This window comes from Sphingopyxis sp. KK2 (assembly GCF_001990265.1).
Taxonomy (GTDB): Bacteria; Pseudomonadota; Alphaproteobacteria; order Sphingomonadales; family Sphingomonadaceae; genus Sphingopyxis.
The window spans coordinates 1-11,597 of sequence record NZ_LYVN01000003.1 but is presented as its reverse complement, the minus strand read 5'-3'; the positions used below and the strand labels follow the sequence as shown (position 1 = coordinate 11,597).

The 11,597-nt window shown below is 67.3% G+C and carries 13 protein-coding genes; 3 read left to right on the top strand and 10 right to left on the bottom strand.

Features of this window, described 5'->3' with window-relative positions:
* Positions 1–60: 60 nt before the first annotated feature.
* The 4 genes from tldD to B1A78_RS00840 all read right to left on the bottom strand — a co-directional run bounded on the left by tldD (position 61) and on the right by B1A78_RS00840 (position 3,220).
* A complete protein-coding gene (gene tldD, locus B1A78_RS00855) occupies positions 61–1,488 on the bottom strand; it encodes a metalloprotease TldD (protein ID WP_077145150.1) in 1,428 nt (475 codons plus the stop codon).
* Between the two features lie 42 nt (positions 1,489–1,530).
* Positions 1,531–2,079, bottom strand: a complete 549-nt coding sequence (locus tag B1A78_RS00850; RefSeq protein WP_083733688.1) for a DUF4402 domain-containing protein — start codon at positions 2,077–2,079, stop codon at positions 1,531–1,533.
* A 132-nt stretch (positions 2,080–2,211) separates the two neighbouring features.
* Positions 2,212–2,409: a zinc-finger domain-containing protein gene (locus B1A78_RS00845; RefSeq protein WP_083733699.1), complete on the bottom strand. Its 198-nt coding sequence runs from the start codon at positions 2,407–2,409 to the stop codon at positions 2,212–2,214.
* A gap of 250 nt (positions 2,410–2,659) precedes the next feature.
* Positions 2,660–3,220, bottom strand: a complete 561-nt coding sequence (locus B1A78_RS00840; protein ID WP_256837377.1) for a DUF4402 domain-containing protein — start codon at positions 3,218–3,220, stop codon at positions 2,660–2,662.
* Positions 3,221–3,331: 111 nt separating this feature from the next.
* Between B1A78_RS00840 and B1A78_RS00835 the strand changes: the two genes are divergently transcribed.
* Both B1A78_RS00835 and nadB read left to right on the top strand, forming a co-directional pair.
* Positions 3,332–4,255 carry an ABC transporter ATP-binding protein gene (locus B1A78_RS00835; protein WP_077145204.1) on the top strand — a complete coding sequence of 308 codons (924 nt, stop codon included), beginning with the start codon at positions 3,332–3,334 and terminating at the stop codon, positions 4,253–4,255.
* Between the two features lie 99 nt (positions 4,256–4,354).
* A complete protein-coding gene (nadB, locus tag B1A78_RS00830) occupies positions 4,355–5,941 on the top strand; it encodes an L-aspartate oxidase (protein ID WP_077145147.1) in 1,587 nt (528 codons plus the stop codon).
* Positions 5,942–5,995: 54 nt separating this feature from the next.
* On the opposite strand, the gene B1A78_RS00825 is transcribed toward nadB, so the two are convergent.
* The 6 genes from B1A78_RS00825 to B1A78_RS00800 all read right to left on the bottom strand — a co-directional run bounded on the left by B1A78_RS00825 (position 5,996) and on the right by B1A78_RS00800 (position 10,830).
* Positions 5,996–6,445 carry a hypothetical protein gene (locus B1A78_RS00825; RefSeq protein ID WP_077145146.1) on the bottom strand — a complete coding sequence of 150 codons (450 nt, stop codon included), beginning with the start codon at positions 6,443–6,445 and terminating at the stop codon, positions 5,996–5,998.
* A gap of 80 nt (positions 6,446–6,525) precedes the next feature.
* Positions 6,526–6,771: a GlsB/YeaQ/YmgE family stress response membrane protein gene (locus B1A78_RS00820; RefSeq protein WP_077145145.1), complete on the bottom strand. Its 246-nt coding sequence runs from the start codon at positions 6,769–6,771 to the stop codon at positions 6,526–6,528.
* Positions 6,772–6,877: 106 nt separating this feature from the next.
* Positions 6,878–7,261: a GxxExxY protein gene (locus tag B1A78_RS00815; RefSeq protein WP_077145144.1), complete on the bottom strand. Its 384-nt coding sequence runs from the start codon at positions 7,259–7,261 to the stop codon at positions 6,878–6,880.
* Between the two features lie 47 nt (positions 7,262–7,308).
* A complete protein-coding gene (locus B1A78_RS00810) occupies positions 7,309–8,511 on the bottom strand; it encodes a M20 family metallopeptidase (protein WP_077145143.1) in 1,203 nt (400 codons plus the stop codon).
* Positions 8,480–9,871 (bottom strand): SRPBCC family protein, encoded by a 1,392-nt coding sequence (locus tag B1A78_RS00805; protein WP_077145142.1) that lies wholly within the window; start codon positions 9,869–9,871, stop codon positions 8,480–8,482. The genes B1A78_RS00810 and B1A78_RS00805 overlap by 32 nt, the downstream gene beginning before the upstream one ends.
* On the bottom strand, positions 9,868–10,830 hold the full coding sequence (locus tag B1A78_RS00800) for an acyl-CoA desaturase (RefSeq protein WP_077145141.1): 963 nt from the start codon (positions 10,828–10,830) through the stop codon (positions 9,868–9,870). The genes B1A78_RS00805 and B1A78_RS00800 overlap by 4 nt, the downstream gene beginning before the upstream one ends.
* Before the next feature lie 89 nt (positions 10,831–10,919).
* Between B1A78_RS00800 and B1A78_RS00795 the strand changes: the two genes are divergently transcribed.
* Positions 10,920–11,243 carry a metalloregulator ArsR/SmtB family transcription factor gene (locus B1A78_RS00795; protein ID WP_077145140.1) on the top strand — a complete coding sequence of 108 codons (324 nt, stop codon included), beginning with the start codon at positions 10,920–10,922 and terminating at the stop codon, positions 11,241–11,243.
* Positions 11,244–11,597 lie beyond the last annotated feature (354 nt).

Genomic DNA, 11,597 nt, shown 5'->3' with positions numbered 1-11,597 from the left:
GTTATCGCACCATGGCCGCGCGGCAAGCCGGAATTTACTTGGTGGGCGCGGGGCGCGGGATCAGGCGGTCCCGCCCACCGTCAGCCCGCTCACCAGCAGGGTAGGCTGGCCGACCCCGGCGGGGACGCTCTGGCCGCCCTTGCCGCATACGCCGATGCCCTCGTCGAGCGCCATGTCGTTGCCGATGCCGGTGACCTTGGTGAGCACGCTCGGCCCGTCGCCGATCAGCGTCGCGCCCTTGATCGGGGCGCCGAGCTTGCCATTCTCGATCTTATACGCCTCGGTGCAGCTGAACACGAACTTGCCCGACACGATGTCGACCTGTCCGCCGCCCATGCTCTTGGCAAAGATGCCGTTCTTGACGCGGCTCAGCAGCTCGGCGGGATCGTCGTTGCCGCCCTTCATGAAGGTGTTGGTCATGCGCGGCATCGGCGCATGGGCAAAGCTTTCGCGGCGCCCGTTGCCGGTCGGCGCCATGCCCATCAGCCGCGCGTTGAGCCGGTCCTGCATATAGCCCTTCAAAATGCCGTCCTCGATCAGCACCGTCTCGCTCGTCGGGGTGCCCTCGTCGTCGATGCTCAGCGATCCGCGGCGTTCGGCGATGCTGCCGTCGTCGACCACGGTGACGCCCGGGGCGGCGACGCGCTCGCCGATGCGGCCCGAAAAGGCGCTGGTGCCCTTGCGGTTGAAATCGCCCTCGAGCCCGTGGCCGATCGCTTCATGGAGCAGGACGCCGGGCCAGCCGGGGCCGAGCAGCACGGTCATCTCGCCCGCGGGGGCGTCGACCGCCTCGAGGTTGACGAGCGCCTGCGCCAGCGCCTCGTCGATCGCGCGGTTCCATTGCGCTTCCTCGAACAGATGGTCGTACATGTACCGGCCGCCGAGGCCGAAATAGCCGCTCTCGCGGCGCCCGTTTTCCTCGACGACGATGCTGACGTTGAGGCGGACGAGCGGGCGGATATCGGTCGCGAGGAAGCCGTCGGCGCGGACGATCTCGACCACCGACCAGCTCCCCGCGAGCGCGACCGACACCTGTGCGATGCGCGGATCGCGCGCGCGCGCGGCGGCGTCGATCTGCTGGCACAGCGCGACCTTCTTGGCGAAGGGGATGAGGTCGAGCGGATTGGCCTCGCCGTAGAGATGGCGGTTGGTGCGCGCCGGGGCGGCGGCGTGCGGCTGGTTCGCGGGGTCGAGCAGCGCCAGCGTCTCGGCGGCGCGGCGGATCGCGGGGGCGCTGATGTCGCTCGCATGCGCAAAGCCCGTCATCTCGCCCGACACCGCGCGCAGGCCGAAGCCCGCGTCGGTCGAGTAATCCGCCGTCTTCAGGCGCCCGTCGTCGAAGCCGAAGCTCTCGGTCGCGCGATATTGCAGGTAAAGTTCGCCGTCATCGGCCTTGGCGAGCGCCTCGCGCGCAAGCTTCTGCGCGAGATCGGGGTCGAGCGCATCGGCGCGATAGAGGAAGCGGCGGGGATCGGTGGGACTGGTCATGCCGCCGATATAGGCGCGCGGGCGAGCCCGCGCAAACCGCCGTCAGAGATAATTGACCGTCAGCGTGAAGGTGCCGCTGTAATCGCCCTCGGGCTGGTTCGCGGGGACGGTCAGCGTGCCGCCGATATAATAGGTCTGGACCCCGCTCGGCAGCAAGGTCGAGCCGAGCAGCGCGATGCCGCCGCCGCTGGTGCTCGCGGCGCGGACGAGCGTCGCGGTCATCGGCGTCGCGCCGCCGCCGGCGCGGGTCAGCGTTACGGACGTGCTGCCCGACACGGTGATCAGCAGGATGCCGCCGGTGCCCTGGAACTGCGCGCGCTGCGCGTCGTTGCCGACCGTGGTCGCGCCGCCGCTACTGGTGCGCGCGCCGGTGACGGCGTTGACGCTGACGGTGCCGCCGGTCGTGCCGCTGACGATCGTCCCGAAATCGAGGTCGTCGGTCTTGACGAGACTGTTCGGGCGGACGACCGTCGCGGTCGTCGTGCCGGGCATGTCGGCGGCATGCGCGGGTGCCGTCAGCGCGGTCAGCGCGGCGGCGATGGTCAGGATGCGCGCGGCGCCCCGACGATGGCTGGTCCCTTGAATCCCCACGATTCTGCTCCTGTCTGGCACAGACTATGCCAGCGGGATGTGAATCGATGATGCGTCGGCTTGGTAAAGGCGGCGTTTACGTCTTGGGCGATCCCGCCGACGTTTAACCTTTATCGGCGATCCCGCCGAGGCCTAACCCTTGTCGGCGATCCCGCCGATCAGCACGAAGCGCCGGTCGCAATAGCCGCAGTCGGCATAGCCCTCGTCGGTGTCGATTTCGAGCCAGACGCGCGGGTGGCCGAGCGCGGCGTTGGCGAGGCCGTCGCCGGTGCCGTCGCAGGCGATGCGGGTCTTGGGCGTGCGGATGGTTTCGGGCGCGTGCTGGGTCATCGAAGGCGCCCATAGCAAGCGCATCGGCGGCGGGCAATCGGGACGATATTTTCCTCCCTGTCGCGAAGCGAGTGGTGGAGGGGCCAGCGACGTCGCGTCCGTGCCCCTCCGTCAGCGGCTGCGCCGCTGCCACCTCCCCATGGCTGCGCCACAGGGAGGATCATGATGTCGCCATGACGGCACCGGCGAGCGCGTCTCCCCCGAAATGCGCAAGTGGTCCCCGGTGCCGTCGTCCCCACCCAAGGGCGTCTCACAAATAGTTGAGCGTGATCGTGAAGGTGCCGCTGTAGTCGCCGGGCGCCTGGTTGGCATTGACGTCGAGCGTCGCGCCGACCGGGAAATTATAATTGCCCAATGCGTTGGCGATGCGGAAACGCGTCGGGGTGGTCGACAATATCGCGGTCGGCGTGCTGCCGATCTCGAAATTGCGCACCCGCATCTGCGTGCCCGGCCCGGTGATCCAGATCTGGTTCGCGCCGAGCGAGATATTGACCTCGCGGTTGTACGTCCCCAGTCCCGCGAAGCGCGCGGGTTCGCCGTCGCCGCCGGCCAGCGTCACCCCGCCGGTGCGCGTGCGCGATCCGTCGGGATAAAGGCGCACGGTGCCTGCGGTCGTCGACGCGATGATGTCGCCGAAGTCGAGGTCGTTAACCTTGAAGAAGGAAAGCGGCCGCAGCACGATGGCTTCGGCTTCGCCCTGCGTGCTGTTTTGCGCGTGCGCCGACGGGGCGGCGAACGGCGCAAAAGCGAGCGCAATGGCAGCGAGGCCGCGCCGGGAAAGCGGCGGGCATAATGTGTGTCTGGTCCTCACATCACCCCCCATAAGGCCAAGGTGACAAAATATGCTTACCCGCCATGGTAAAGAAATCCTTGCCGAAGCGCGGGCTTTCGCACGCGCCTGCGCGCGGCTATGGAGGCGGCCATGAGTGAAGCCGCCATCCGCATCGACGCCGTCTCGAAACTTTATGCCGGCGGCAAGCAGGCGCTCGACAATGTCAGTTTCGATGTGCCGCGCGGCCAGATCTTCGGGCTGCTCGGGCCGAACGGCGCGGGCAAGTCGACGCTGATCAACATCCTCGCGGGGCTGGTCAACAAGACGAGCGGGTCGGCGAGCATCTGGGGCTTCGACATCGACGCCGATCCGCGCAACGCCAAATATTCGATCGGCATCGTGCCGCAGGAAATCGTCTTCGATCCCTTTTTCACGCCGTTCGAAACGCTCGAGAACCAGGCGGGGCTGTATGGCGTGCCCAAGGGCAAGCGCATTTCGGACGACCTGCTCGCCGCGGTGCATTTGAGCGACAAGCGCGACGCCTATGCGCGCACGTTGTCGGGGGGGATGAAGCGCCGCCTGCTCGTCGCCAAGGCGATGGTGCATTCGCCGCCGATCATCGTGCTCGACGAGCCGACCGCCGGGGTCGATATCGAACTGCGGCAACAGCTTTGGGACTATGTGCAGCGCCTCAACGACCGCGGCGTCACCGTGGTGCTCACGACGCATTATCTCGAGGAGGCCGAGCAGCTCTGCGACCGCATCGCGATCATCAACCATGGCAAGCTCATCGCGAACAAGCCGACGCGCGAGCTGGTCGACATGGCGCGCGAGAAGATCGTGGTGGTGACACTCGACGCCGACGTCACCGAGCTGCCGTCGCACGCCGCCTTCGACAAGGTCGAGCGCGAGGGCGAGCGGGGCCTCGCGATCCACTACAACAAGGATCGCGTCAACGCGGGCGAAGTGCTCGCCGCGGTCAACGCGATGGGCCATGGCATCGTCGACGTCTCGACCCGCGAAGCCGACCTCGAGGATGTGTTCCTCAACCTGACGCGCGCGGCGAATGGGTGAAGCCTCGTTCCCGTTCGTGTCGAGCGAAGTCGAGACACCCTTCAGGAAAGTGCGTAGCCGAGGGGCATCTCGACTTCGCTCGATGCGAACGGAATTTTGATGTCAGATAAAGAGACCCACGACGTCATCATCGTCGGCTCGGGCGCCGCCGGGCTCACCGCCGCGATCGCGCTCGCCGATCATTGCCGCGTGCTCGTGCTCGCGAAGGGCGAGCTCACCGGCGGGTCGACCGCCTGGGCGCAGGGCGGGATCGCCGCCGTGCTCGATGCCGGCGATACGTTCGAAAATCATATCGAGGACACGATGGTCGCGGGCGCGGGGCTCAACCGGCGCGAGACGGTCGAGTTCGTCGTCGAAAACGCCCCCAATGCGATCGAGCGGCTCGTCGAGATGGGGGTGCCGTTCAACAAGGACAGCGATGCGCTCCACCTGACGCGCGAGGGCGGGCATTCGCACCGCCGCATCGTCCATGTCGACGACGCGACCGGCTGGGCGGTGCAGGCGGCGCTCCTGAAGACCGCCGAAGCGCATCCGAACATCACTTTGCTGCCTGGGCAGGCTTGCATCGACCTGATCACCGGCCGGCACGAGGAGCGCTATTCGGGCTCGGGCCGCGTCTGGGGCGTCTATGCGCTCGACGAAAAGAGCGGCAAGGTCCGCGCGCATGTCGGCCGCGCGACGATCCTCGCGAGCGGCGGCGCGGGGCGCGTGTACCAGTTCTCGACGGCCCCGCGCGGCGCGACCGGCGACGGCATCGCGATGGCGTGGCGTGCGGGCGCACGCGTCTCGAACATGGAGATGATGCAGTTCCACCCGACCTGCCTCTACAATCTCGAGGTCAAGAATTTCCTGATCACCGAGGCGGTGCGCGGCGAGGGCGGCATCCTCAAGCACCCCGTCACCGGCCACCGCTATATGCCCGATTATGACGCGCGCGCCGAACTCGCGCCGCGCGACGTCGTGGCGCGCGCGAACGACGACCAGATCAAGCGCTACGGGCTCGACTATGTCCATCTCGACATCAGTCACCTCGACCCCGATTTCGTCGCGGGCCATTTTCCGAACATCTATGAAAAGCTGTTAACGCTCGGCATCGACATGACGAAGCAGCCGATCCCGGTCGTGCCCGCGCAGCATTATACCTGCGGCGGCATCTTGATCGACCTCGACGGCCGCACCGACCTCCCCGGGCTCTATGCGGCGGGCGAATGCACCGAGAGCGGGCTGCACGGGGCGAACCGCCTCGCGTCGAACAGCCTGCTCGAATGCTTCGTCTTCGGCGAGGCGGCGGCGAAGGACATCGTCGCGCGCTGGGACGCGCTCGATACGCCGCCGCCGATCCGCGCGTGGGATGAAAGCCGCGTCACCGATTCGGACGAAGAGGTGATCATCAAGCAGAACTGGACCGAAATCCGCCGCTTCATGTGGAACTATGTCGGCATCGTGCGCACGACCAAGCGCCTCGAACGCGCGCGGCACCGCATCGACATGATGACGCACGAGGTCGAGGATTATTACGGTCATTTCCGCGTCACCACCGACCTGATCGAGCTGCGCAACCTGCTGCAATGCGCCGAGCTGATCGTGAAGAGCGCGCTCCACCGCAAGGAAAGCCGCGGGCTGCACTACACGCTCGACTATCCCGCGATGCTGCCCGAGGCGCACGACACGGTGCTGGTGCCGTAAGAACACGGCGCGCCGCAGACCTCCCGTCCGCGACGCGCCGGCTGTGCCGGGCGATCAGATCGTCGCGACGATCGCGGCGACGATCAGGCCCCACGCCAGGATCAGCACCGGCAGCATCAGCATTTGCGTTATTGCGCCCGCGCCGCTCAGGCGGCCGGTCAGCGTTTCTATCCCGTCTGACACGAAGCGGCTCCACGTCAGCGGCCGCGCCACATGGTCGGGCGTCATCCGCACCCACATCGCGGGGGTGCCAAAGGCCATGACGATGGTGATGGAGAAAATCGCCATCGGGATCGCGAGTCCCTTGTCGGCAAAGGTCGCGGCCATCACGCCGAGGAAAGCGAAATAAAGTGCGACCGTCGTCGCGAACAGGCCGGTCGGCAGGTCGAAGCTGCGGACGACATGCACGCTGTGGTCGGCGGCGGGCGGTGCTTTCAGGATGGCGGCGAGCGGCGCGGGCGCGGCAACGCGTTCGAAGGCGGCGGCGGGGATAGGCTTGCTCATGGCAGGGCTCCTTTTCGATGGAGTCCTGATGCGCCGATTCGCCGCGGCGGGCTTTGACCGACGTCAAAACCCGCGAAAGATCAGCCGCCGATGTTGAGCAGCCGCCCGACGAAGATCAGCACGATCGCGCCGACGATCGAGGCGAAACAGCCGGCGCCATGGAATTCGCGTTGACCGCGCGAGGTGACGAGTCCCGCGAGCAGCGAGCCGCCGATCCCGAGCAGGATCGTCGCGATCCACCCCATCGCGACCGCTCCGGGATAAAAGAAGCGCGCGAGCGCCCCGATGATGAGGCCCGAGATGATGGCGCTGAGAATGTTGATCATGGGGTGGTCCTTCGGATGGGGTGGGGGAATCATAGGGCCGCGAGGCTGTTTGCAAAGTCGAGGTCGTCAAATCTCACGCAAAGGCGCGAAGGCACAAAGAAGGGCGCTAAGGACGGTGGTTGTTGACGATGCGCTTCACGCCCTCCTTGAACGTCTCCCCGCCGAAATTGATCAGAAGGCCGAGCGGCATGTCGAGCAGACGAAGATAGGTCAGGACTTGTTTGCCATAGAGCGGCGAAAGCCGCTCAACGGATTTCAATTCGACGAGCAATCGGCCTTCGATCAACAGATCGGCTCGAAACCCCTCGGCAAGTTCGACGCTCCCGTACCGAAGCGGGATAGGCACCTGGCGAAGGACATTCAGGCCTCGCCGCGCAAGCTGGTCGGCCATGATCGCCTCATAGGCCGACTCCAGCAATCCGGGACCCAACTCCTTGTGGAGATGGAAGCCGCAATCGACAGCTATGCTCGCCAGTTCCTCGACGTCCACCTTATCTCCTTCTTTGTGCCTTTGCGCCTTTGCGTGAGATAATTTTCCTACCCGAACCCCTCGTTCAAGAACCGTTCCGCCAGCGCCGCGTGCAGCGCCGCACCGCGTGCCATCACTTTCTCGTCGAGCACCATGCGGTTCGAATGCAGGCCGCAGCAGCTGCGCCAGTCGCTCCCTTCGTGGCTCGCGCCGAGCCAGAACATCGCGCCGGGCACCTTTTCGAGCACATAGGCGAAATCCTCGGCGCCCATCACCGGATGGTCCATCGTCAGCCACGCCGCCTCGCCGAACGTCTCTTCGACGACGCGCTGGCCGAAGGCGGCGGCGCGGCTGTCGCATACGGTGACGGGAAAGCCCTCGACGATCTCGACCTCGGCGGTGCATCCATGCGCCTCGGCGATCGCGGGGGCGAGGCGCTTCAGTTCGGCGGCGACCGCGGCGCGGCGGTGCGGCGACAGGGTGCGGATCGTGCCGAGCAGTTCGGCGGTTTCGGGGATGATATTGTTCGTCGTGCCCGCCGCGATCTTCGCGATCGTGATCACCGCGGGGTCGAACACCGACACGCGGCGCGTCACCATCGTCTGGATCGCGGTGACGATCGAACAGGCGACCGGGATCGGGTCGATCGCGTCATGCGGCATCGACGCGTGGCCGCCCGCGCCCTTGACGGTGATCGACAGCACGTCGGACGAGGCGAGCAACGGCCCGGCGCGCCCCGCGAACACGCCGTGCGGCGCGTTGGGCATGATGTGGAGCGCAAAGGCCGCGTCGGGCAGCGGGTCGATCAGCCCGTCGCCCAGCATGAAGCGCGCGCCATGATGGCCTTCCTCGCCGGGCTGGAACATGAACTGGACGGTGCCGGGCAGGCGATCGCGTGCCGCGCAGAGCAGCTTCGCCGCGCCGACGAGCATCGCAACATGCGTGTCATGGCCGCAGGCGTGCATCGCACCGCTGGTCTCGGAGGTGAAGTCGAGCCCCGTGTCCTCGACGAGCGGCAACGCATCCATGTCGCCGCGCAGAAGCACGGTGCGCCCGTTGGCGGGGCCGCGCAGCGTCGCGACGAGCCCCGTCGTCGACGGTCCCTCGCGAAATTCGAGCGGCAGCCCCGCGAGCGCGTCCTTGATCTTCGCGAGCGTCTTGGGGTTCTGCAGGCCGAGCTCGGGTTCGCGGTGGATCGCGCGGCGCAGGTCGACGAGGTCGGGAAGGATATTGTCGGCCTCAGCGGGCCAGCTGTGCGTGAGATTTTCCATGCCGCGAATGTGCCGCCAAGCCGGCTTCGTGTCGACCCTCGGCATCGCGCCTTATGTCGGTCAGCACCCGCCCGACATTCTGCCCGATCGCCCAGCGCGCGATCGGTTCCCAATAGAGGCCGGGGTCGATGCGCAGCACATGCCCCGCGCGCACGGTCAGCCGCGTGCGTCCGCCGGGCAGCGGCGCCAGGTCGAAGCGCGTCTCGCCGGTGTCGAAATATCCGATGAGGTGCGGGGTGTGGAGTTTGCGGTACGGGCTCATCTCCTCCATCGCGGGCGGCTGGCGCACGACGCGAAACGCCAGCGCGCGGCCGGGCTGCCAAATCGTGATCCGTTCGTCGGCGGTGCCGGTCGAAAAACGGCCGATCCGCCGCGCGCCTTCGCCGGTGCCGACGATGCGGCTCGCGATCGGATAGGCGAGGCCCGCGAGGCCGACGAGTCCCGGGGCTTCGGCCACCGGGCGGTCGGCGGTCAGGCTGGCCCACACCGCCTCGGGCGGCGCGGCGATGGTGACGGCGGCGTGCGTGTCGATCGGCACTTCGGGCGGCATCGCGGCGTCAACGAGGAAGATCAGCGGCAGTGCGGCGAGGCCGTAGAAGGGCTGGCGCGGATCGACGAGCCGCTTCGCCGCCGCGCGCCCGATTGTGCCGCCCGCGAGCGCGAGGATCGCGGCGAGCGGCAGGATCAGGATCACGCACATCAGCCCCTCGAGCGCGAGCATCAGCAGCGCGAGCGTGCCGAGCATGCCCGCCGCGGCGACCGCGCCGAAGGTTTCGGCCATGCTCCGCACATGGCCGCGGTTGACGAGGAAGCCGGTGATCAGCCCGACGAGAAACGGCGTGGCGACGAACAGTCCCCAGCCATAGGCGCCCATCGTCAGCGCCGACACCGCGACCGCGACGACGACCAGCGCGGTCCCGGCGAAGATGCCGATCGCGAGCTGGTACGGTGGCGCCGGGTCGCCGACGCGCCGGAGCTCGGCTTCGCTGCGGCGCGGCCACAGCAGCGCGAGCGCAATGACCGCGAGGATCTGCAGCGTCGGCACCATCGCCGCGAGCGCGAGCCCGCCGCCGCGCCCGAGCCGCTCGGCGCGCCGCAGCGAGAGCATCGCGAGCGCGCCCGAGATGCCGAGGCAATAGGCAAAGCCGAAGATCGCGACCAGCGGCGAGACATCGGGCAGTATCGCAAGCTGGCGGATCGGGAAGAGCCAGAAGGCGTCGTCGAGGCCGAGCGGCATGCCGAGCGCAAGAAAGGCGAGGAAGACCATCGCATGCTGCGACAGGATCAGCGCCGTGGCGATCACGAGATAGAAGAGCGCTGCGGGCAGCTGGGTGCGCAGATGGTGGAGCAGCCCCTTCATCGCGCTGCCCCCGCGACGTCGGAGGGCAGCGCCGCCGCGGGCGCGACGCGGCTCAGCCCGCGCCGCGCGCCGAGCGTTTCGGGGGTCTGCACGTCCCACAGCAGCCCGAACCGTTCGCCGAGCCGGATCAGCGCATAGCCCCAGTCGCTCTGCCCCGGGTGCAGCCCGATGCGCGCCGAGCCCGGATAGGCATGATGATTATTGTGCCACGCCTCGCCCATCGTCGGGATCGCCGCCCAGGGCACGTCATAGGCCTGCACGCCATGCGCATCGACGGTCCAGTGCTGCGGCCCGCGATTGTGCGCGAGATGGCCGACGAGCCAATGGCCGTGATTGGCGACCGCGACGCGCGCCGCGACGCCCCACACCACCCAGCCCCAGCCGCCGATCGCGAAGAAGAGCAAAGCGACGGGCAATTGCTGCCAGCGCCAGCTTCTCTCCAGCCATCGTATGAAGGGATCGCGGTCGAGCGGCGCGAAATCGAAGTGGGGCGGCCGGTCGAGGTCGAGCCGGCAATAAATCTGCCACCAGGCGTCGCGGACGATATGCGTGCCGTGGCGCAGGAAGGGGTGGCAATTCGCCTGCCTTTGCGCCCAGTCGCGGGTGTCGTGCGCGCGGACGATGCCATAGGGTCCCGCCATGCCGACGAACGCGCCGAACCAGATCAGCGTCCGCGCCAGCCAGCGCGGCGCAGCAAAGCTGCCGTGGATCATCATCCGGTGATAGCCGACGCTATGCCCGAGCAGCAGCGCGGCGCCGGTGGTAAGGAAGAACAGCGCGATCGCTCCCGGCGTGACGAAGAAGGGGCCGGCGGCGAGCGCGACCAGCGCCATGCCGCCGTTCCACAAGATGCTCGGTGCGTCGGCGCGGACGGTGCCGGCGACCGGATCGGGGCGATAGCCCGGACCATGGTCGTCGATCAGGAAATTCACCGCATGGGGATCATGATCGCCGCGCATCGTCCGACTCCTTGTCCGCAAAGAATATAAGTAATTTCTTAAATAAATTATTGCTTGTCAAGGCCGGGCGGCATGCCCATTTTGGGGCAATGGAACGGGTTTTTCAGGCCTTGGCATCGACGCCGCGACGGCGGATTCTCGCCTATCTCGCGCATGCGGAGCTCAGCGCGGGCGACATCGCCGCGCGTTTCGAGATGAGCAAGCCCGCGGTGTCGCAGCATCTGTCGGTGCTCGAAAACGCCGGGCTGATCGCCAGCGAAAAGCGCGGCCAGTTCGTCTTCTACCGCCTGATCCCCGATGCGCTGACCAATGTGCTCAACGGATATGTGCAGGAAGTCTGCCCGGTCTCGCGCCCGCTGAAGGCCGAATCGAAGGCGCTGGCGGAAAAGGCGAAGGCGGGGTCGCCCGATTGAGATGCGACCAATGATTGCCGCCCGGTTTCGGGCGTTAGCAGACATAATGATCCTCCCTGTGGCGAAGCCATGGGGAGGTGGCAGCGCGAAGCGCTGACGGAGGGGCAATACGCAGCGTTGCTGGCCCCACCACCATCCGCTTCGCGGACGGTCCCCCTCCCCATCGCTCCGCGACAGGGAGGATTTGGATATCCGCTAACGACCGATTGCGGACGCTTAAGGATCGAGCCTATTGCCCCTTCCGCTTGCGGGAGGGGCAGCGAGACTTGGGCACCCCGCGCCCTAGTCGCAGCGGGGAGGGTTTTGGCAACGCAACAGGCCCTCCCCCGACCCCTCCCGCAAGCGGGAGGGGAG

Bases quoted from the DNA above. Each gene is read 5' to 3' on its own strand.
- B1A78_RS00825 (WP_077145146.1), bottom strand. From the start codon at position 6,445: ATGAGCAAGCCTATCCCCGCCGCCGCCTTCGAACGCGTTGCCGCGCCC.
- nadB (WP_077145147.1), top strand. From the start codon at position 4,355: ATGTCAGATAAAGAGACCCACGACGTCATCATCGTCGGCTCGGGCGCC.
- B1A78_RS00800 (WP_077145141.1), bottom strand. From the start codon at position 10,830: ATGCGCGGCGATCATGATCCCCATGCGGTGAATTTCCTGATCGACGAC.
- B1A78_RS00805 (WP_077145142.1), bottom strand. From the start codon at position 9,871: ATGAAGGGGCTGCTCCACCATCTGCGCACCCAGCTGCCCGCAGCGCTC.
- B1A78_RS00820 (WP_077145145.1), bottom strand. From the start codon at position 6,771: ATGATCAACATTCTCAGCGCCATCATCTCGGGCCTCATCATCGGGGCG.
- B1A78_RS00795 (WP_077145140.1), top strand. From the start codon at position 10,920: ATGGAACGGGTTTTTCAGGCCTTGGCATCGACGCCGCGACGGCGGATT.
- tldD (WP_077145150.1), bottom strand. From the start codon at position 1,488: ATGACCAGTCCCACCGATCCCCGCCGCTTCCTCTATCGCGCCGATGCG.
- B1A78_RS00845 (WP_083733699.1), bottom strand. From the start codon at position 2,409: ATGACCCAGCACGCGCCCGAAACCATCCGCACGCCCAAGACCCGCATC.
- B1A78_RS00810 (WP_077145143.1), bottom strand. From the start codon at position 8,511: ATGGAAAATCTCACGCACAGCTGGCCCGCTGAGGCCGACAATATCCTT.
- B1A78_RS00835 (WP_077145204.1), top strand. From the start codon at position 3,332: ATGAGTGAAGCCGCCATCCGCATCGACGCCGTCTCGAAACTTTATGCC.